Annotated in this window: 19 protein-coding genes; 7 read left to right on the forward strand and 12 right to left on the reverse strand. The window is 37.6% G+C overall.

The genetic code is table 11. The features are described from left to right. Nucleotides 1–72: 72 nt before the first annotated feature. Complete coding sequence (locus IPO46_04150; protein ID QQS63789.1) at nt 73–1,512, reverse strand: alpha-L-fucosidase; 1,440 nt, start codon at nt 1,510–1,512, stop codon at nt 73–75. 65 nt (nt 1,513–1,577) lie between these two features. Here IPO46_04150 and IPO46_04155 point away from each other — a divergent pair, with 65 nt between their 5' ends. From IPO46_04155 to IPO46_04170, 4 genes are all read left to right on the forward strand, one after another. Further along, nucleotides 1,578–2,339 carry a YdcF family protein gene (locus IPO46_04155; protein ID QQS63790.1) on the forward strand — a complete coding sequence of 254 codons (762 nt, stop codon included), beginning with the start codon at nt 1,578–1,580 and terminating at the stop codon, nt 2,337–2,339. 59 nt (nt 2,340–2,398) lie between these two features. Beyond that, the gene (locus IPO46_04160; protein QQS63791.1) at nt 2,399–5,059 is read left to right on the forward strand and encodes a valine--tRNA ligase; all 2,661 of its coding nucleotides are present in this window, start codon (nt 2,399–2,401) and stop codon (nt 5,057–5,059) included. A 74-nt stretch (nt 5,060–5,133) separates the two neighbouring features. Continuing rightward, nucleotides 5,134–5,592, forward strand: a complete 459-nt coding sequence (locus IPO46_04165) for a hypothetical protein (protein QQS63792.1) — start codon at nt 5,134–5,136, stop codon at nt 5,590–5,592. Then, complete coding sequence (locus IPO46_04170; GenBank protein QQS63793.1) at nt 5,592–6,092, forward strand: GNAT family N-acetyltransferase; 501 nt, start codon at nt 5,592–5,594, stop codon at nt 6,090–6,092. The genes IPO46_04165 and IPO46_04170 overlap by 1 nt, the downstream gene beginning before the upstream one ends. A gap of 6 nt (nt 6,093–6,098) precedes the next feature. On the opposite strand, the gene IPO46_04175 is transcribed toward IPO46_04170, so the two are convergent. After that, complete coding sequence (locus tag IPO46_04175) at nt 6,099–6,740, reverse strand: carboxypeptidase-like regulatory domain-containing protein (protein ID QQS63794.1); 642 nt, start codon at nt 6,738–6,740, stop codon at nt 6,099–6,101. 162 nt (nt 6,741–6,902) lie between these two features. Here IPO46_04175 and IPO46_04180 point away from each other — a divergent pair, with 162 nt between their 5' ends. Beyond that, nucleotides 6,903–8,000 (forward strand): Mrp/NBP35 family ATP-binding protein, encoded by a 1,098-nt coding sequence (locus IPO46_04180; GenBank protein ID QQS63795.1) that lies wholly within the window; start codon nt 6,903–6,905, stop codon nt 7,998–8,000. A gap of 123 nt (nt 8,001–8,123) precedes the next feature. Then, entirely contained in the window at nt 8,124–10,520 is a 2,397-nt protein-coding gene (gene lon, locus IPO46_04185) for an endopeptidase La (protein ID QQS63796.1), read from the forward strand. 136 nt (nt 10,521–10,656) lie between these two features. Here lon and IPO46_04190 read toward each other — a convergent pair whose 3' ends face one another. The 8 genes from IPO46_04190 to rpsF all read right to left on the reverse strand — a co-directional run bounded on the left by IPO46_04190 (nt 10,657) and on the right by rpsF (nt 17,747). Further along, nucleotides 10,657–11,388, reverse strand: a complete 732-nt coding sequence (locus IPO46_04190) for a hypothetical protein (protein QQS63797.1) — start codon at nt 11,386–11,388, stop codon at nt 10,657–10,659. A 110-nt stretch (nt 11,389–11,498) separates the two neighbouring features. Further along, nucleotides 11,499–12,173, reverse strand: a complete 675-nt coding sequence (locus IPO46_04195) for a hypothetical protein (protein ID QQS63798.1) — start codon at nt 12,171–12,173, stop codon at nt 11,499–11,501. A gap of 131 nt (nt 12,174–12,304) precedes the next feature. Further along, a complete protein-coding gene (locus IPO46_04200; protein QQS63799.1) occupies nt 12,305–13,504 on the reverse strand; it encodes a hypothetical protein in 1,200 nt (399 codons plus the stop codon). A gap of 100 nt (nt 13,505–13,604) precedes the next feature. Beyond that, nucleotides 13,605–14,624: a Smr/MutS family protein gene (locus IPO46_04205; protein ID QQS63800.1), complete on the reverse strand. Its 1,020-nt coding sequence runs from the start codon at nt 14,622–14,624 to the stop codon at nt 13,605–13,607. 55 nt (nt 14,625–14,679) lie between these two features. Beyond that, nucleotides 14,680–16,446: an amino acid permease gene (locus IPO46_04210; GenBank protein ID QQS63801.1), complete on the reverse strand. Its 1,767-nt coding sequence runs from the start codon at nt 16,444–16,446 to the stop codon at nt 14,680–14,682. Between the two features lie 146 nt (nt 16,447–16,592). Next, the gene (gene rplI, locus IPO46_04215) at nt 16,593–17,039 is read right to left on the reverse strand and encodes a 50S ribosomal protein L9 (GenBank protein QQS63802.1); all 447 of its coding nucleotides are present in this window, start codon (nt 17,037–17,039) and stop codon (nt 16,593–16,595) included. An 83-nt stretch (nt 17,040–17,122) separates the two neighbouring features. Next, nucleotides 17,123–17,389, reverse strand: a complete 267-nt coding sequence (locus IPO46_04220; protein QQS63803.1) for a 30S ribosomal protein S18 — start codon at nt 17,387–17,389, stop codon at nt 17,123–17,125. Between the two features lies 1 nt (nt 17,390). After that, nucleotides 17,391–17,747 (reverse strand): 30S ribosomal protein S6, encoded by a 357-nt coding sequence (gene rpsF / locus IPO46_04225; GenBank protein QQS63804.1) that lies wholly within the window; start codon nt 17,745–17,747, stop codon nt 17,391–17,393. A gap of 249 nt (nt 17,748–17,996) precedes the next feature. On the opposite strand from rpsF, the gene uvrA reads away from it, so the two are divergent. Next, nucleotides 17,997–20,906, forward strand: coding sequence for an excinuclease ABC subunit UvrA (gene uvrA, locus IPO46_04230; protein ID QQS63805.1), 2,910 nt, complete (start codon nt 17,997–17,999; stop codon nt 20,904–20,906). Nucleotides 20,907–21,024: 118 nt separating this feature from the next. Here the strand turns inward: uvrA and IPO46_04235 are convergent, their stop codons facing one another. Together IPO46_04235 and IPO46_04240 are read right to left on the reverse strand one after the other, a co-directional pair. Beyond that, nucleotides 21,025–21,240: a hypothetical protein gene (locus tag IPO46_04235; protein ID QQS63806.1), complete on the reverse strand. Its 216-nt coding sequence runs from the start codon at nt 21,238–21,240 to the stop codon at nt 21,025–21,027. A gap of 102 nt (nt 21,241–21,342) precedes the next feature. Further along, nucleotides 21,343–22,167, reverse strand: coding sequence for a hypothetical protein (locus IPO46_04240; GenBank protein QQS63807.1), 825 nt, complete (start codon nt 22,165–22,167; stop codon nt 21,343–21,345).

The following is a 22,167-nucleotide window of genomic DNA, read 5'->3' on the forward strand; positions in this document are numbered from 1 at the left end:
AGGTACTGAAAAAATTTGTTTTTAGATGAGCACTCAAAAATACTAATTTTTTTAGTTAAATAAATCAACTACCTATTTAACTACTTTTATCACCCACACATTTTTCAATTTTTCTGCAGCCCCTTTGGGAATAATTACTTTGGTGCCCAGTTCAATATTACTCAATTGCAATTTTGCCTTACTACTACCCAGCATAACTGCTTTCATGCCTTTTTGAAAAGGGAGGTTTGTAAGAGTAACAACCGGGTTGGGTTCATTGAAAAAAAATACATACACTGTTTTTCCGTCTTTGCTTTGTGTGTAGCGTATGTAATCGCCTTCGCTAAACGAAGAGTATTTTCTTGAGTTATAAATAGCTTCTCCATTTAAATTCATCCAGTCACCTATGGCTTTTAAGCGGTTATAAGCTGCAGAGTCAAATTCACCCAACGGGTCGGGGCCAATATTCAGTAAAAAATTTCCACCCTTGCTCACAACGTCCACTAATTTTTCAATAAGCTCATCAGTTGGCTTGTACACATCGTTGGGTACATAGCTCCAGCTATTGGCCATAGTCATGCAGGTTTCCCAAGGATAAGGCAGGCCTTTATTGGGGATGTGCTGCTCTGGTGTAAGGTAATTTTGATAGGTGCCCGGCACAGCCCTGTCTACCACAATAAGGCCAGGTTGTTTTTTTCTTGAATTGGCTACAAGCCTTGCCATATCTATATCCTGGCTTTGCGGATTACGTGCCCATCGGCTACATTCAAAAACTTCGGCAAGATAATTTTTAACTTCTTCATCCGTTGTTTTTCTTACCCATCCACCATCCAACCAAAGGATATCTATTTTGCCGTAATCACTCATTAGTTCGTTTACCTGATTGTGGGTGTACTGCACAAATTTTTGCCATTGCTGGGGATATTTTTGTATTGAATAGTTTGCGTTTCGGTCACACGGAGGAAATTTTTTCCACCAGTAAAAATCCGAGTGCCAGTCGGGTTTTGAAAAGTAAGCGCCAGTCCAAAAATTTTCTTTTCTAAATGCATCAAATATTTCTTTGGCAATATTACTTTTAGTGTTTTTGGAAAAAGCGCAAGCATTATCCGTTACTTTATATCCTGTTTCTTTGGTATCAAACATGCAAAAACCATCGTGGTGCTTGGTAGTAAAAACAACATATTTCATCCCTGCATATTGAGCAGCTTTGGCCCATTTTTGCGGATTAAAATTTACGGGGTTAAAAGATTTTTGGAGCGCCTCATAGTTTTGCACATAAGAAAAATAATCATCGGCAACTCCTGGTTTTCTTCCACCAGTTGCCCAGCTCAAATCTTCGGGGCAAATGCTCCAGCTTTCCACAATGCCCCACTGGCTATAAGTGCCCCAGTGCATGAGCAGGCCAAACTTGAGATCCTGCCAGTCTTCAAGCCTTTGGGAAATACCTGCAGTTGTGTCAGGGTAATATTGTTTTTCCTGAGCCTTAACTGAAAAGGAAATTAATATGGATAATGAAATCAATAAAACTTTCATGCTGGTATTTTATTTCCCTTAAAGATATCAAAGTTATGAAGCAGTAAAAACTATTAAATTGCAGCATGTTTTTCATCCTTTCAAAACTGCTCAACTTTTTAATTTCGCCGTTTTACTGGCTTTTGTTTTTTATTGCTATGTCATTATTTGGCAAAAATGCAATAAGAAAGAAAAGGTTTGCGATAATCAGCATTTGCTGGTTGGTTTTCTTTACAAATCCTTTTATTATCCATAAACTTACCTTAGCCTGGCAACAACCCAGGAAAGTGTTGGCGCAAAATGAAAATTATTCTTCAGGGATTGTACTTGCAGGTTTTATTAGTTTTAATTATAAAGATAACCAGGGCTATTACGGCCAGGCAGCCGACCGTTTTATACAGGCTTTAAGGTTGTACAAACTTGGCCATATAAAAAAAATTGTAATTACTGGTGGCAGCGGAAGCATCTGGAGACAACAGTATAAAGAAGCCGATTTTGTGAAAGAACAATTTTTGGAACAAGGCATACCAGCGCAGGATATTATTGCAGAAAATCAAAGTAAAAACACTTTTGAAAATGCCGTATATACTAAAAAAATACTCGATTCCTTAAAAATTCCACAACCATATTTACTCATCACCTCTGCATTACACATGAAGCGCTCCCTGCAGGCATTTTCTAAAGCAGGCATGAATTGCGTGCCCTATCCGGCCAATTTTATTGCCCTGGACAACCCGCCAACTTTTGCTTCGGTATTGATGCCTGCTGCAAGCGCTTTTACGGGCTGGGATTTGTTATTAAAAGAAGTTATTGGGCTTTGGGTTTATAAATTCACCGGCAAAGCATAATCTCAAAAAAATCCGACTGCTTTTTGTACTTTTGCCATCCTAAAATCAGGACTGTAAGAATGGAACTTTCAAAAAATTTTGAGCCGAATGCTTTAGAGCAAAAGTGGTACCAGCACTGGCTGGATAAACAATATTTTAACAGCACACCCGATGGCAGGGAACCCTACACTATTGTAATTCCGCCACCCAATGTTACCGGCGTATTGCACATGGGCCATTGCTTAAACAATACCATACAGGATATCCTTATACGTTATGCAAGAATGAATGGCCAAAATGCATGCTGGGTTCCCGGAACTGACCATGCCAGCATTGCCACCGAAGCTAAAGTAGTGGCCATGCTCAGGGAAAAAGGCATTACAAAATCATCGTTAACCAGGGAAGAGTTTTTACAATATGCCTGGGAATGGAAAGAAAAATATGGCGGTATTATTTTACAGCAACTCAAGAAACTGGGTTGCAGTTTCGATTGGAGCCGCACCAGTTTTACCATGGATGAAGATTATTACAAAGCCGTAATTAAAGTATTTATTGATTTATACCATAAAGGCCTTATTTACCGGGGAAAAAGAATGGTAAACTGGGATCCCGTAAGTTTAACCGCATTGAGTGATGAAGAAGTAATTTTTAAAGAAACCCAATCAAAGCTTTATTACGTTATTTATAAGTTTGCAGAAAGCGATGGAAGTATAACCGTAGCCACCACCAGGCCTGAAACTATTTTAGGCGATGTGGCCATTTGTGTAAATCCTTTGGATGAACGGTACAAATCTCTTATAGGAAAAAAAGTACTTGTACCCATCATCAATCGGAAAGTGCCCATTATTGCCGATGAATATGTAACTGCCGATTTTGGAACCGGCGTATTAAAAATTACTCCTGCACACGACAAAAACGATAACCTTATTGGTAATAAATACAAGCTTAAATCTATTGACACATTGGATTTAAACGGAAAATTTACCGCTGAAGAATTACTGGATGAATCGCCATCGCAACAAATATTGGACTATGTGGGTATGGACCGGTTTGAACTAAGAACTAAAATTGCAAAAGATATTGAAGCCCTTGGCCTGCTGCAAAAAACAGAGGAATACATAGGCCAAATAGGCACCAGCGAAAGAACAGGCGCAGTAATTGAAAATAAATTATCGCTGCAATGGTTTATTGACATGAAAAAATTTATGGAAAAAAACCCACAGGTATTGAGTAGCGTGCTCAGCGATGAAATTAATTTTCACCCGGCAAAACTGAAGAATACCTACAAATACTGGCTGGAAAATATTAAAGACTGGTGCATCAGCCGGCAGCTATGGTGGGGGCAGCGTATACCTGCATGGTACGATGAGCAGGGCAATTGCATGGTAGCCGGCACAGAAGGCGAAGCTAAAAAATTATTTGCCGAAAAGTTTTCAACTTTTAATATTCAAAATTCAAAAATTACCCAGGATGAAGATGTGCTGGACACCTGGTTTTCCTCCTGGCTTTGGCCAATTGAAGTATTTAAAGGCATCAGCCAAAAAGGCAATGCAGATGCAAATTATTATTACCCTACCACCACTTTAGTAACCGGCCAGGATATTATCTTTTTTTGGGTGGCCCGAATGATTATGGCAGGTTATGAATACGAAAACCAACCGCCTTTTAAAGATGTATATTTTACCGGGATGGTGAGGGATAAGCAGGGAAGAAAAATGAGCAAGCAGTTGGGCAATTCGCCAGATTTACTGAGGTTGATTGATCAATATGGCGCAGATGCAGTGCGGTTTGGTATTTTAATTTCGGCGCCTGCCGGAAACGATTTATTGTTTGATGAAAGCGCTTTGGAGCAAGGGCGCAACTTCAATAATAAAATGTGGAATGCACTGAAGCTGGTAAAAATGTGGGAAACAAGAAAAACAACACAACCCGTTGAAGTAAAAAATGAGTTTGCTACGGAATGGTTTGCTGGCCGCTTAAATGAAGCCAAAACAGAAGTAGATAATTTAATAAAACAATTCAGGCTAAGCGAAGCTTTAAAAACTATTTACTCGTTAATTTGGGACGACTTTTGCAGCTGGTACCTGGAATGGGTAAAGCCTGCTTTTGAGCAACCTATGGAAACCCCGGTTTATGAAAAAACCATTGGATACTTTTCTGAACTAATGCAACTCCTGCACCCGTTTATGCCGTTTATTACAGAAGAAATTTACCAGCAGCTTACTACACAAAAAGGCGACTTATGTGTTACCCAATACCCATCTCCGGAAAAAATAAATCAACAAGTATTGCAAAATGGCATACTGCTAAAAACCAGCATCACCGGTTTAAGAGATGTACGGAACAAGCAACAGCTAAAACCCAAAGATGCCATTACACTGCATATTCAAACAGCAAATGAAGCCGTATTTAAAGCCATTGTACCCATATTGGCAAAACAGGTTAATGCCAAATCAATTCTTTTCACCCAAGCGGCAATAAACAATACCATAACCTGCGTAATTGGAAAAGATAAATTTTACCTGGAAACTGAACAGCCTTTAAATACCGAAAAACAAAAAGCCGACCTGGAAAAAGAACTGCTGCACCATAAAGGCTTCCTGGCTACGGTAGACAAAAAATTGGGCAATGAAAAATTTGTACAAAACGCCAAGCCCGAAGTAATTGCCCTGGAAAAAAAGAAAAAAGCAGATGCAGAAATGAAAATAAAAATTATAGAAGAAAGCCTGGCAACTCTATAAATTTCTATAAATTTTACGCAGCTTTAACTTTTGTTTTGTTAGCTTCGATAGCGCAACCATTACAAACAATTTACATGAAGCATACTCAATTTTTTACCGCTGTATTATTTTGCCTTTTTTCTTTGCAGGCAAATGCCCAAACAAAACCTGTTGCAAAATTTAAACCGCCAAAGCTCACCACCATGCTGGGTGAATTTAAAGACTCCACAGGCATTACCAAAGAAACGGCAGCTCAAATTATTGGCTTGCCATTAAAGATATATGACGCTGCCAAAAAAACTTATTCGGTTGCCAACTATCAGCTGGCCTATAAAAAAACAGGTATCCGTGAAGATGAAATTACCGGTAAACTCATTCCTACATCTACCCTATCCTACCAGCTTTTTACCGAAACTCCCGTTTCTCCAATTTGGATAAAAACTATTAGGGCACAAATAAAAAGCGGCGATGAACTTTATTTTTTTGAAGTAGTGGCTAAAGATGAAAAAGGAAGGGTAATGTATTCCAGCAATCTGAAACTTACTATTAAATAATGCAGGTACGCAGGTCAGGCTTAGATGATATTTTGTTGGTTCATCAACTTGCGCATCAAATATGGCCACAGGCTTATGCCAGCATACTTTGCCCGCAACAAATAAATTATATGCTGGCGCAAATGTACAGCCAGCCTGCAATAGAACATCAAATACAAAACCTCCAGCATCAATTTTATATAATACTTCTTTACGGTAACCCCATTGGCTTTGCTTCTTTTTCTATGCAAAACCAATTAAACCATAAATTGGCAAAGCTGCACAAATTATATGTGTTGCCGCAGCAGCAGCACAAAGGAGCAGGCAGGTTATTACTCAATTTTATTATTGAAGAAGCAAAAAAATCCGGGGCTGGTTTTATAGAATTAAATGTAAACCGCCATAATCAAAGTGCCCTAAACTTTTACTTTAAAAATGATTTTATAACTATAAAAGAAGAAGATATAGATATTGGCAGCGGCTATTTTATGAACGATTATGTGATGCAGAAAAAATTATAACCTTAATTAATTTTTCTTTTTAAAATCCCCACGCTTCCAGGCTTTAATAAATTCCATCCATGCAGCTGGGTTAAAAATATTTTGAGGCGGCAACTGCCCGGCATAAGTGAGTTTTGTAGCGCTTTGTTTCAAATACAGGTTGCTGGCTTCTTTTCCGTCTTTGGGCAAGGCTGCCATTAAAAATTGCCGGGTTGCTTTATTGTTATTATTCCTGGCAACCGCAATTTCATCATCGGGCACTTTTGCATTTATAAAATCCCTTTCAAACTGCTCCTTTGTAGGCCTGGGTTTTAATATAGTTGCCGGTAAAAAAATAGTATCGTTCACCATTAATTGTATTAAACTATATTGGTTCCCCTCCAGGTTTGCCGGTATTTTTGCTAAAACGGGTTTAAAGCCAATACTAGTAAATTCCACCTGGTCGCCTTTTAATACAGCAATGCTAAAAACGCCGCCATTATTGGTAACCGTTCCCCGGTTTTGCCCTTTCAGCATTATGCTCACAGCAGGTATGCCCTGCAGGCTGTCTGCCGTCATCACTACGCCATACAATTGTACCACAGAATCTTTAAAACTTTCAAACTGTGCCTTTGCGGCAACCGGAAAAAGTATAAAAAGCAGTAACCCGTATTGTAAAAATTTATTCATCCAAAAAATTTGGAAAAGTTTTAAAAATTAGTGCAAAATTAATCTTTCTCAACAAAAAAACTAACTCTAACTATTCATTCAAATTCCCATTAAAGCAAACAAAGTAAAGGCATCAATGATTATTTTTGCAGCTTAAGTTTTATTTTAACAAATAATTGAACGATGACCAAAGAAGATATACTAAAAGCATTAAGTAATGTACAAGAGCCTGACCTGGGGAAAGACCTGGTAACATTAAATATGGTACAGGATATTGCTATTGATGGCAATAAAGTTTCTTTTACAATAGTACTTACAACACCAGCCTGCCCGCTAAAAGATATGATGCGTACCGCAAGTGAAAATGCCATAAAACTGCTGGTGAATAAAAATGCCGATATACATATCCATTTTACCAGCAATACCAGTAGCAACAGGCTCGATGCAAAAAATGTACTCAAAGCAGTTAAAAATATTATTTGTGTGGTAAGTGGAAAAGGTGGCGTAGGCAAAAGCACCATTGCCGCAAACCTTGCCCTTGCCTTTGCCGAAAAAGGTGCAAAAGTAGGTTTAATGGATGCCGATATTTATGGGCCCAGCCAGCATATTATGTTTGGCTTAAGGGGAGAAAGGCCGTTAATGAAAGATGATGGAAGTGGCAAAGGACAAATAATTCCGCTGGAAAAATTTGGCATTAAACTCATGAGTATTGGTTTGCTCATAGATGAAAAACAGGCAGTAATTTGGCGTGGCCCAATGGTGAGTAGCGCTATTAAACAATTTGTAAATGATGTGGATTGGGGCGAATTGGATTACCTCGTAATAGATATGCCTCCGGGCACAGGCGATATACATTTAACGATGGTACAAAACGTACCGGTAACCGGCGTAATAGTTGTTACCACACCGCAAACCGTAGCAATTGCCGATGCTAAAAAAGGTGTGGCCATGTTTAGCCAGGCACAGTTAAAAGTTCCGGTAATTGGGTTGGTAGAAAACATGAGCTATTTTACACCTGCAGAATTGCCCGATAATAAATATTATATTTTTGGAAAAGATGGCGGAAAAAATCTTTGCGAGGATTTTAATATTCCATTGCTTGGGCAAATTCCATTGGTGCAAAGCATAAGAGAAGGCGGCGATATTGGAGTGCCTTTAATGGTAGGCGATGATGAAATATCTAAAAAAGCCTTTTTGCAATTTGCCGGAAATGCTGCAAGGGGAATTGCCATGCGTAACGCCAATTTGCCTGCCACAGAAATACAGGAAATACTTACCTGATACGCACTGCAAATAAAGCACTAAGCCAGTTATCTGGCATTAATATTGACTTACTAAGTATCCAGCAAAAAAATAGCTTTTTAAAGGGTTAACTTTGCCATTTTGGCGAACTAATAAAACATAATGAATAACAGATATTTTAATCCCGGGCAGGAAGATGAAATGGAGTTTATGCCCATTATTCCATTAAATGAAGAAGAAGGAAACACCGATGATAAAGACATCCCTGAAGAATTACCGCTTTTACCGCTTAGGAATACCGTGCTTTTTCCCGGCATTGTAATACCCATTACCGTAGGCAGGGATAAAAGCATAAAAGCAGTAACCGATGCTTATAAGGCTGACAAATTGATAGCCGTTGTAGCGCAAAAAGACAGTAATATAGAAGAGCCAGCTTACGCCGACCTTGAAAATACAGGCACGGTTGCAAAAATGGTAAAACTTATAAAAATGCCCGATGGTGGCACAACCATTATTATACAAGGTAAAAAAAGGATACAACTGGCAGGCCTTACCCAGGAAGACCCTTATTTTAAAGCTAAAGTAATTCCAATTGAGGAAGAAACTATAAAAAACGATAGCGATTTTGATGCTATGATCAGCAGTATCAAAGACCTTGCCGGGCAAATCATAGGCCTTAGCCCAAACCTTCCCAGCGAAGCTTCCATTATTTTAAAAAATATCGAAAACCCTTCATTTCTCATTCATTTTGTAAGCAGTAACCTTAATAGCGATATTAAACAAAAACAAAGTTTACTGGAAATAAGCAACCCAAAAGCGAGGGCAGAATTATTGCTTAGCCTTATGCAAACCGAGTTGCAATATGCCGAACTTAAAAATAAGGTAACCAGTAAAACCCGTGCCGAACTGGATAAACAACAGCGGGAATATTTTCTGCAACAGCAGATGAAGGCCATTAAAGATGAATTGGGCGGCGAAAACAGCGCCGAGGTAAAGGACATGATGAAGAAAGCAGAAAACAAAAAATGGACCAAGGCTGCAAAAGAAATGTTTGATAAAGGCGTAGAAAAATTAGACCGTATGCATCCCAGCACACCGGATTATTCCGTAGTGTACAACCACCTCGACCTCATGCTCGACTTGCCCTGGGAAGAATATACACAAGATGAATACGACCTAAAGAAAGCAAAAAAAATATTGGACAAAGACCATTACGGCATGGACAAAATTAAGGAACGCATCCTCGAATATCTTGCCGTACTAAAATTAAAGGGTGATATGAAAAGCCCGATACTCTGCTTTGTAGGCCCTCCGGGAATAGGTAAAACCAGCCTCGGAAAAAGTATCGCTGCTGCCATCAACAGAAAATATATTAGGGTAAGCCTTGGCGGCCTGCATGATGAAAGTGAAATACGTGGCCACCGTAAAACCTATATTGGCGCCATGCCCGGCCGTATTTTACAAAGCATACGCAAAGCTAAAGCCGGCAACCCAGTAATGATTTTAGATGAAATAGATAAAGTAGGCAGCGACCACCGTGGCGACCCATCATCGGCATTGCTGGAAGTGCTGGACCCCGAACAAAATAATAATTTTTACGATAATTATTTAGAACTGGAATACGACCTTAGTAAAGTTTTGTTTATTGCAACGGCAAATAATCTTGCTGGCATTCAACCTGCGCTTAGGGACAGGCTGGAAATAATTGACCTTAGTGGCTATGCCATTGAAGAAAAAATTCAAATTGCCAAACAACATCTTCTTCCCAAACAAAAAGAAATGCATGGGTTAAAAAAAGCAGAATTTAAGCTGAGCGAAACCGTACTGGAAAAAATTATTGCCGACTACACCCGTGAAAGCGGCGTAAGGGAACTGGACAGGCAACTGGCCAGCATTATGCGCTACCAGGCAAAAGAACTGGTGCTTAAAGGAAAATTAAAACCTACCGTTACCAATAACGATGTAGAAAAAGTTTTGGGAAAACCAAGGTACAGTAATGAATTATATAAAACCGCCAATATTCCCGGCGTAGCCGTAGGCCTTGCCTGGACTTATGTAGGCGGAGATATTTTATTTATAGAAACACAGCTTAGCGAAGGCAAGGGAGAGTTAAAACTCACCGGCAACCTGGGCAATGTAATGAAAGAAAGTGCAAGCACAGCTTATACCTGGCTGGAAGCCAACTTTAAAAAATTAAATATTGCAGCTGAAGTTTTTAGCAATAAAGATGCCCATATACATATACCCGAAGGTGCCACTCCCAAAGACGGGCCAAGCGCCGGCATTACCATGATGACTGCTTTGGCAAGCGCTTTTACCGGCCGCAAAGTAAAACCCTACTTAGCTATGACGGGTGAGATAACCCTGCGTGGGCAGGTGTTGCCCGTTGGCGGAATTAAAGAAAAAGTATTGGCGGCAAAACGATTGGGCATAAAAGAAATTATTATGTGCTGGCAAAACGAAAAAGATGTGCAAGAGATTAACCAGCAATTTATTAAAGGAATAAAATTTCATTATGTAAAAACCTTGCAGCAAGTGCTGGATATTGCTTTAACATAATTTTCATCTTTAAAAAGCAACTCAATTACAAAAAATAAACGTAATTACAATACCAGCACATTTCATGTTGGTTGTTTTAAGGGTTAAAAAGAAAAATCCTCCGTAACAGGAGGATTTTTCTTTTTTAAGCTACGCTTTAATTTAAATTTCTCTTTTTTTCCAGTTCCTTTATTGCTGTAAACCCATTGATCGTATCTAAAACTGCTGTTTTACTCTTTGCACTCATGTCTTTACAAATATGTATTTCTTTTCGGGCCAATGGCCTTAGAGAATCAAGCTCCTGTACAAACCCATCTTTATTTTTATAAGAATATGCGTTTATACCTACAACACAATAATCTTTGTCAGGAAAAACCGACCCACCAATTTTATTTAAGGAAGTAAATCCTGGCTTTTTAATTAGTATTACTTTTATTTCATTGAAATCTCCGGCTTTTATATCCGGTTTATGCACTGTAAAATAATAACATTGAATATTATTGATTACCGTATCAATGGGTTCTATATAGGGCGAAGGTAGTTTTTGAACCACTTCTGCACTGTCAAAATGAAACCCATCAAATTTTTTCCAAAGCTTTCCTGTTCTTATCATATTACTGGGCAAATCAAAAGTGTCAAATTCCTGGTAAAATAAATGGCTAAACTGCATTAAATAAACACTTGTCGTATCAATTCTAATTGTTGCATCTATGGTATTTGCCTGCTCATTTAATTTGCCATTTAGATAAATGCCTGGATTAAATTCAAACAAATAATCTCCAAAAGTAATCAGGCAATGGGTGTACAATACAGTTTTTGATGTATTTATTCTATAAGTTTTTACATTATAAGAATAATAAGCTGTTTCAGATGATTTACAACTAATCAAGATAGCTATAATGCTACAAAAAAATAAAATGCTAACCTTGTTATTAATATTTAAAAAATTTATTTATCAGTTCAAAAACACAAAATATATACTCATTAATATTCGGATAACTAAGGCATTCTTTGAAAAGCAGCTTTAGTGGCGCTTTCATTGCTAATTATTGGCAACTTTGTAAGCTGTGAATTTCTTTTCCATTGCTTAAATATTTTAATTTCTTTTTGAGAAAGCTTTTTGTTGACTAAGTTAATTTCGTGTACCCATATAAGGGGTTTACCTGAATTAACAAATGAAGTATGACTCCAATTTATAAATTTTACCGCCTGGCATTGGGGATATTTTTCATCCACTGCACGGCTTAAATGAAATACAGTTTTGGGCGATTTACAATCCAGGTAATATATAAATTCTGCAGGACCATCCTTGTATTTATTTATCATATGCAACCTTTTGTATCGTATATTGTTTTCTACAGTATCAGGCAACCAGCTAATATTTCCTTTCCAATCAGAGTCTCTTTTTTCTGCCAGTAAGTTTCCATTGCCAAAGGAATGATAATCCACAAAAAAATTAGAAACTGGCTGAGCTGTGTCTGAAAAATTAAGATAATCCTGACTTTGTTTAGTCTGCATATTTATATATGTGTAACACATAAAATTATAGCTATTACTTACAATTTCTCCTTGTGAAGTAAAATCACTTCGGCTTGTTATAACATTTCTTACAATAATAACACAACTATCGTTATACCATATACTGTCTACCTTATGATTAATTGGTAAGGGCATTGGTTTAGTGCTGTCATAATTGATAAAATAGTGGTGAATATTAAAAACTCCCTTTTTTAAAAAATGTTTATTGCTACAGTTAAAAAAACAAAAAATTAAAAAAAGAAAAACTATATATTTCATAGAAATAATTAGAATGTGCTTGATGCTTGCCAGGAAATTGGTTTATCAAAATATTGTACATAGTTATCTTTATTAGGGAAAGTAAGAGTTCCTCGTACTCTTGCAGATGCTGATTTAGAACCATAATAATTCACTCCTGAAATATAAGGTCCCATTTCATATGTACTTTCTAATTGATGCCAGAAACAATGATTATGATGGCTTGGTTCAATTGCCAAACCTGTTAATCCTAAGCCACCATTATCTCCATTATCACCGCTTATTGAACTGTAATAATTATTACTGGAATTTGTAAATTTCATTCCTTGCAGCGTATAGATAAATATAACTTCATAATATATTGTTTGAACAACCACATTTTGAACTTGTTTTGTAAAAGTTTCACCTGGCTGGTTTGAGGCAGGGCTATAGATACCGCCACCTCCTCCACTTTCGGGATTTTCGTAACATTGGGTGTATAAATACTCTTCGTTATAGTAGGTGGTGCCATCAGAGAAAAATATTGTTGTAGTAAGATACCAATCTATACAAACAGGCAACTGGGGCAATGGCTCCAAAATTGTTTGCTTGCCATACCACAACCTGTATTCTTTCCGGTTGCCATTATTATCAAAGTCCATTTCATATTGTTTTATATCCATCAGGGAAATCATAGAAAAAGTTCCTTCTAATCTTATCATTTGATTGATAAAATAATTATGAAATGAATTTTCGGGTAAAACGGATACATTATTTTCTAAAGGATAAAAAAGAGCAACTGCACCCTTGCGTATCCGGCCGGATGTATCTTCAACCAGTAGTAAAAACCTTAATGGATTATTTAAATCTCTACGAATGTTTTGAGATAAATCTGCATTCCTTTCCAATGGAACAATAAGAAAAGTCTCTTTTTCATAATTTTCTCTGTACATTCTGTCTAACATCATGCTACTTAAAATTTTATCTATAGTTCTATTGCTATCTCTTCCTATTATTCGCTTTTGTTCTTCAAGCCACTGCCTTATTTCATCTGCTCCATTGTGCCGTGAAAACATGGAGGTATTTTCAATCTTTTCTTCAGGGTTGCTTAAACCAGCATCTGAAACACTTATTTTTTTGCAACTCCAAAAAGAAAAAATAACCGCCATTAAAAATACCGAAACTAAAGAACGAAAATTAAAAAATCGTGTGTGTGTGTGTGTGTGTGTGAAAAGGGAATTACGTTTCATAACCGATTAAATTTTGGGTGAATTATTAGCCTAAGCTACGATACTTTTCAATAACCAAAAATTATTCTTTTTATAGTATAATTACCCGCTTCACTTAATCCTATTTAAACTTAATTAGTGTAGCACCATTTCCGTACAACGGGTGATAATCATCTGAGAAAGAAGCTACATTATCCTTTGTTTTTAAAATACTGTGTATTTCATTTTTTAAAACCCCTTCCCCTACACCATGTATTACGGTAAGCGTGGGCTTTATATGAGCAATGGAGAGTTCAAAATATTTTTCAAATTCTTTTAATTGCAGTTGCAATATTTCAAAATTACTTAACCCTTTAAAATCGCTGATAAGTTTATCAATATGCAGGTCAATTACATCAAGGGCAGGCGGCAGGTTTTGCCGTATATGTTTGGCATCGTAAATTTTATAGCCTGCATTACCCAATTTGGTTAAATCTACCGGCTCAGGCTCTTCCCTGTCAGGATAATTTATAAAAAGTTCATAAGCAAATGAAGGCTCGTTTTTTAATTGCAGTTCCTCAATTTTTTTAAACAATTGCTTTGCTTTTGGCTTAAGCGAAACTTCAAAAATTGGCGCTTTCTTTTTGTTGTCAGCAGCCAAAGAAAACTCAAACCCAAATCTAGGGCTATCGTTCATATCTTCAAACAACACATCATGCAGGTAAAATTCGCTTAACGGGTCAATATTGTTTTTCAACTGAAATTCACTTTTGCCGGTATAATATAATTGGTAGCTGAACCGATATGCTTCTTCATTTTGGTTCACTAAGTACAGCTTCATTTTTTCTACAATATCATCATCAAAAATATCTTTATCATAAACCGGAATAAAATTGAGGTACACTCCGTCTTTTACTTTTTTACCTTCTTTTGCCTGGTCTTTTTTTTCTTTGTATACATCATCTACATACAACCTGGTTTTTTCAGAAGGCTTTTTTTGGGTAAACATTTTAAAATAAGGAAAATCCACCTGGTCAGTAAAAACAGGAAAGGTTACGTCTCCAACTTTTATCATAAGCATTTTTTCATTCATAATGTCTACCACAATGCCTTCTTCATCTGTTTGGAGCAGTAAAATTTTATCGCCAACCTCGTATTTCATCTAAAACAATTTTTCTCCCAATGGGAAAGAAATAAAAAACTAAGGTACAATCCTGCTAGGATTTAGTATTTAATTTACTATTGCGGTGGCCGTATAAAAAATAAATGGCAACACCCAGCAGGAGCCATCCAATAAACCATTGCCAGTTGCTTTTACTCATACCCGTAAGCAGATACATACAGGTTATTACACCCATTAGCGGTATAAGTGAATATTTTTTTATGAATGCAGCAATTGCCAGCAAAACTGCGCTTATCCAAAATATGATTAATGAAATATTAGGTGTAGCCAGGTCCATAAATGTTTTTTTACCAGCCACATAATCTGCATTGGCACTAAAATCAAATTTAAACATATCGGTAAAATAAGTTTTGGATAATGCATGTGCCATAAGTATAGCGCCAAGCACAACTAATGGGAAAATGAATTGGGCATTGATATAAGGCAAATGAAAACGTCCGCCGATTTTTTCTTTTCGTGGTATCAGCAACACGCCACCGCAAACCAATACAAATGCAAAAAGGGTTGCAATGCTTGTAAAATCGAGTACAAATGTTTTGTCGGTAAACAAAATAGGAATGCCCACAACAAGGCCTGTAACTATAGTTGCAAAAGAAGGTGTTTTGTATTTAGGATGTATTTTTTGAAACATTGGCGGCATTAAACCATCCCTGCTCATGCTCATCCAAATACGTGGCTGCCCCATTTGAAAAACGAGCAGCACACTCGTCATGGCAATTACCGCAACAATGGCAACTACAAACTGCATCCAGCCCAAATTAAGGTTTTGTGGTTCAAATATAAAAGCCAGCGGATCTCCTACTCCATCAAAATTTTTATAATTAACTGCTCCAGTCAATACAAGGCTCAATAAAATATAAATAACGGTACAAATCACCAGCGATAAAATCATTCCCCGGGGCAAATCTCTTTGTGGATTTTTACTTTCCTCGGCCAGTACACTCACTGCATCAAAACCAATATAGGCAAAGAACACACTGGAAACAGCAAGCATTACTCCTCCAAACCCATTAGGCATAAATGATCGGGTACCTTCATCGTTTTGCGGTAGCCAGTTTGCGGTAAGCCCATTAGAAAAAACAAGGTACCCACCCACAATAATAATGAGGGCAACTACAGCAATTTTTAATACCACCATCACATTGCTAAAATTTCGGCTTTCCTTAATGCCACGAAAAACCAGGTATGTGATGAGGAAATTAATAACCAAAGCCGGAATGTCCAAAATCATTCTTAGTCCACCCACAACCGGGGCATTGTTCCAGGCGGCAATTTCATCTGCATTGGCGCTTCCCCGTTCTATGGCATGTTTGGCCTCCATATAACTGGTTGAAAAATATTCAGGGATATGAAGGTTGATATGTAAGCCCTGACCCAATTTATCAATGAAAGATGTAAAATAATCGCTCCAGCTATAAGCAACATAAATATTCCCAATTGAATATTCCATAATAAGCGCCCAGCCAATTACCCAGGCAAATAACTCACCAAAACTTGCATACGCATAAGTGTAAGCGCTACCGGCAACGGGTATGCGGCTGGCAAATTCTGAATAACATAAAGCGGTAAACGCACAAGCAATACCTGTAATTACAAATAATACCACCACACCGGGGCCACCATGAAATACCGCATAGCCAAGGCTGCTGAAGCTGCCTGCACCTAAAATTGCAGCTATGCCAAAAAAAGTAAGGTCTCTTACAGTAAGCACCCTTTTTAATCCACCACTTGCATGAGGGTCATCACTTCCTTCGGCTAAAATATTTGCAATTTTTTTTGTACGAAACAATGAATTAGACATAGCCAGTGTATTTATATTTTCTAAAGTAAGGGAAATATTTTAGAAAAATAGCATTGCTTATAGAGATAATCTTAAGCAGCCACAACAGCAAATAATAAAAAAGCCGCTCCCGTAGAGGAGCGGCAAATAAAATTTAAACCAAAAAATTATTCGGCTACAACTTCCAGTTCAACTTCGGTTTCGTTGCCGTTACCAAAATCAACCTTTGATTTGTAAGTGCCTAATTCTTTAATTTCGTCAATAATGTGGATGCGCCTGCGGTCTATTTCGTAGCCTTTTTGTTCCCTTATAGCCCTGGCTATTTGAACCGTAGTTACGCTACCAAATATTTTTCCGCTGGTACCTGTTTTAGCGCCAATTTTTAAAGTGCCATCCTGTAATACCCTAATTACACTGTTGATTTCTGCAAGCAGTTTTGCTTCTTTTTTAGCAAGTTGCTTCATTTTTTCTTCCAGTTGTTTTAGGTTAGAAGGGCTGGCTTCTATGGCATACTTTTGTGGAATAAGGTAGTTTCTGCCATAACCGTTTTTTACGGCTACCAGTTCATTTGCGCTTCCCAGGTTGTTTACATCCTGAATTAATATTACCTGCATGATTGTGCATTTTTACCCAATACAGAAATTTCTTCCGGTACTTTCTCTGCCATAAAGCAAATTAGGGTGGTGAAAAAAATAGTTTATTTAAATAAATCCGTTACGTAAGGTAAAATAGCCATTTGACGGGCCTTTTTAATTGCCTGGCTCACTTTACGCTGGTATTTTAAAGAGTTACCGGTAATGCGGCGAGGCAATAGTTTACCTTGTTCGTTCAGGAATTTTTTTAAAAAATCTGCATCCTTATAATCAATATAATGGATACCCAATTTTTTAAAGCGGCAGTATTTTTTTGGGCGCTTATCGGCTTTAATAGCCGTAAGGTATTTTATTTCATTTGCTTTTGCCATGTTATACCTCCGCTTTTTCTGGTGAAGAAGATGCTACGCCACTTTTCTTTTTTGAATTGTACTCAACGGCGTATTTGTCGAGCACAGTAAACATGTGACGCATTACATTTTCGTCACGCAAAAGTTGAATTTTCAACTTTTCATTGAAGCTGGATGGCGCACTATATTCCAATACCCAATAAATACCGGTGGTTTTTTTGGCTATGGGATACGCCAGTGATTTTAATCCCCAGGGATTGCTGTGCACAACCGAGCCGCCATTTTCTTTAATGAGTTGCTCGTATTTGCTCCGGGTAGTTTTAAATCCTTCCTCAGATAGCACAGGGGTAAAAATCACCATCAATTCGTAATTGTTCATTTTCCCTTGTTTTGTTAATAAATAATATTTTGTTTACCGTTTAAAAACGGGCTGCAAAGGTAAGGGAAATATGGAAATTATGGGTAAAGTATGTGGGTTATTTTTAAAGGGGAATTATTACATTACACATTTACAGCATGCGATGTATCTACTGGTTATAATAGCCTTAATGGTATAAAAATCAGCTTTGAAATATTAAATTTGATAAATTTTTTAGCAAATTTTATTTGTACCTTTACCCTCTTTTTTATGAAACCGGCAGAAAATTCAACTTTACCTACAGATAATATAGAAGTAAGTGGCGCAAGGGAGCACAACCTGAAGAATATTGATATAACTATTCCAAAAAATAAACTGGTGGTATTTACCGGTGTAAGCGGCAGCGGTAAATCGTCGCTGGCTTTTGATACAATTTATAACGAAGGCCAGCGCCGTTATATGGAAAGTTTTAGCGCATATGCCCGCCAGTTTATTGGTGATATGGAGCGGCCCGATGTTGATAAAATTACCGGCCTAAGCCCCGTAATTTCCATTGAGCAAAAAACCACTAATAAAAACCCACGCAGTACCGTAGGCACCATCACCGAAATTTACGATTTTATGCGCTTGCTTTTTGCCCGTGCCGGCGAGGCATACAGCTACAATACGGGCAAAAAAATGGTAAAGTTCAGCGAAGAAGAAATTGTACAGGCCATTTTTGAAAAATATTACGGGCAAAAAATAAATATCCTTGCTCCATTGGTGCGTGGGCGCAAAGGCCATTACCGGGAGCTGTTTGAAGACATCCGCAAAAAAGGGTTTTTAAAAGTAAGGGTAGATGGCGCAATAACCGACCTCAAAGAACGCATGCAGGTGGACCGCTATAAAATACACGATATAGAAGTGGTGATAGACCGTGTAGAAGTAACCGATGATATGCAATACCGTTTAAGCCAAAGTGTACAAAAAGCATTGCAAATAGGTAAAGATTTATTGTTTATTGCGCCACAGGAATACAAAAATGCAAAGCCTGCGGCAAAAAACCTTTTTACTTCGGCACAAATTACCGAAGCAGTTTTCAGCAAACAGCTCATGTGTGTGGATACGGGCATTTCTTACGAAGAGCCTTCTCCAAATTCGTTTTCATTTAATTCGCCGTATGGCGCATGCCCCGTTTGTAAAGGCCTGGGCACCACTTACCATGTAAATATGCAAGCTGTAATGCCCGATGAAAGTATTAGCGTAAACAACGGCGCCATAAAACCACTGGGCGAAGAAAGAGAAGCCTATGTTTTTAAACAGGTAAAAGAAATTGCCAAAAAACATAAAATAAATTTAGACAAACCTTTAAAAGACCTGCCCAAAAAATCACTCAACATATTATTGTATGGTAAAGAAGAAGTAGCAGATATTACCATTGAAGAGCAGGAAATTGCCGGCGATGGCGCCGTGTATTATACCACCGAATATGAAGGCATCATCAATATGATAAAACGATGGTTTGCCGGCACTAACACTACCGAATCTTTAAGAGATTGGGTAGAAAGCTATATGAGTTTAAAACCCTGCGAAGAATGCAAAGGCACAAGGCTGCGTAAAGAGAGCCTTTGGTTTAAAATAGATGAAAAAAATATTGCTGAGCTCAGCACAATTGACCTGGATTATTTATATGCCTGGTTTGACGGCCTTGAACTAAGGCTTAGCCAAAAACAAAATGCTATTGCAAAAGATATTTTAAAAGAAATAAGGGAGCGGCTGCAATTTTTATTGAATGTGGGCCTCACCTACCTCACCATCAACCGGCCATCTAAAAGCTTAAGCGGCGGCGAATACCAGCGCATAAGGCTTGCAACGCAAATAGGTTCCCAGTTGCAGGGCATCACCTATATATTAGATGAACCCAGCATTGGCCTTCACCAGCGGGATAACCAGCGGCTTATTGGTGCTTTACAAAACCTACGGGATATTGGCAACAGCATTTTGGTGGTAGAGCATGATAAAGAAATAATGCTTGCCGCAGATTTTTTGGTGGATATTGGCCCAAGGGCCGGTAAGTATGGCGGCAGTATTGTAGCACAAGGCACGCCAGCGCAGGTGTTAAAGGCCAATACCGAAACGGCACAATATTTAAGCGGCAAAAAAAATATTGCCGTGCCGGCTCAAAGAAGAAAAGGCAATGGAAAATTTATTGAACTCAAAGGCGCTGCTGGAAATAATTTAAAAAATGTATCGGTAAAATTTCCACTGGCAAAATTTATTGCCGTAACCGGCGTAAGCGGCAGTGGAAAATCTACGCTTATTAATGAAACCCTTTATCCTTTGCTGAGTAGTTATTGCTATTCCTCCAAAGCCGTTGCCTTGCCGCATAAATCCATAAAAGGCCTGGAAAATATTGATAAAGTGCTGGAGATAGACCAAAGCCCCATTGGCCGTACCCCCAGGAGCAACCCGGCAACTTACTGTGGATTTTTTACTGATATACGTACTTTATTTGCCAGCGTTCCCGAAGCTAAAATACGGGGTTATAATGCAGGTCGTTTTTCTTTTAATGTAAAAAGCGGCCGGTGCGATGCTTGTGAAGGCGGCGGAATGAGGGTAATAGAAATGAACTTTTTGCCCGATGTATATGTGCATTGCGAAAAATGCAATGGCAAACGATACAACCGGGAAACTTTAGAAATTCGCTACAAAGGAAAATCTATAAGCGATGTATTAAACATGACGGTAGATGAAGCCGTGGAATTTTTTAGCGCTGTGCCGTATATCTACCGCAAAATAAAAGTATTGCAGGAAGTAGGCCTTGGCTATATCAGCCTTGGCCAAAGCGCTGTAACCCTCAGCGGTGGCGAAGCCCAAAGGGTAAAGCTATCTACTGAGCTGGGTAAAAGAGACACCGGCAAAACCTTTTATATTTTAGATGAACCCACAACCGGCCTCCACTTTCAGGATATACAGCACCTGCTGGATGTTTTGAATAAATTGGTGGACAGGGGCAATACCGTTTTGGTAATTGAGCACAACCTCGACATAATAAAAGTTGCCGACCATATTATTGATATTGGCCCCGAAGGTGGTAGTGGCGGAGGAGAAATATTATTTGAAGGCAGCCCGGAAGAAATAAAAACCGCAAAAAGAAGCATTACGGCAAAATATGTGGCGGAAGAATTGAAGCGGAGTTGAAGAAAAGATACTCCTTCTTAGTCCAAACAATATTTCCTTTCTTCAATGAGGCTTAATTTTTAAAGGAGCTTTTTCTTTTCAAAAAACTCCTCTAAAAATCAAAAACAACCCAAAATAATCATTCCTTTCTATTTATAAGGTATTGCTCCTTTTTTGTAAATCCTGTAATAGTGTCTATTACCGCCAATTTACTATTTTCAATCATGCTTTTGCAAATGGCTATTTCTTTTTGAGTTAAATTTCTTAGAGAATCAATCTCCTGTACAACCCCATCATGATTTTTATAAGTATAAGCATTAAAGGCTGCAACACAATAATCCTTATCGGGAAACACAGCTCCTCTAATTTTGTTTAATGAATTAAAATCGGATATTTTTTTATCAATGTTACCTTTACCTCATAGTAATAGTAGTATAATTTTAAAAATAGTTCTCTTTTAAGGGTTTGCTTTTCCCTTTAAATCAAAAGTACTATACCACTTTATAAATACATCTTTATACTTAATAGGTATAGACGGCATTGAATTTACTTCGCTTAAAGAACTCAATGGTAATTTTGTCTCCAACGCATTTGCTCCCCATTTTTCAAAAATTTTTCTTTCTTCAACCGTTAGCCAATTTCGTAAAATTTTAAAATCAGTTGTTTGGAGAATTGTATCTGGTCTTACTAAATTTAATACGACACGACAGATTGTATAACCAGGTAACATAGCTTCAATTCCACGATGTACTTTAAATAAATTACTTTTTAGCATTTTATTACTTAGGTAATAATATTCCTCTGACAAATAATTGGAAGACTCTATTTTTGATGTATATTTTACCCTTTTATAAAGATTACCATCAATTATGGTATCTGAAATTACCTGAAAGTTCTCTATAGGCCTATTGTCCCTGCCTGTATATGTGTACCACCCAGTTGCATCCCCAGGCTTTAATTGGTACGAACAAATTACTGAAGCGGTATCGGTAAAACTATGATAGTCCTGACAAATCGAATTTCTTAAATTATTAAAACTATACTTATATAATTCATACCCTTCAAGCTGAAACGAATCAAAATCTGCATGAATAAACATCTTTCCTTCATGTATTGCTACACTGTCCCTAAACCATACCAAATTAACAAAAACACTATCTTTTCGGCCGTAATTAGAGGTTACACAAAATAAACCCTCCTTTGCCAAAAGTGAATCTTGTGCATATAAATATTGCACCTCTCCCAAGGCAATTAGTATGAAAAATAAGCATATTTTTTTCAT

Source organism: Chitinophagaceae bacterium (genome assembly GCA_016699815.1).
In the GTDB taxonomy this organism is placed as follows: Bacteria; Bacteroidota; Bacteroidia; order Chitinophagales; family Chitinophagaceae; genus Ferruginibacter.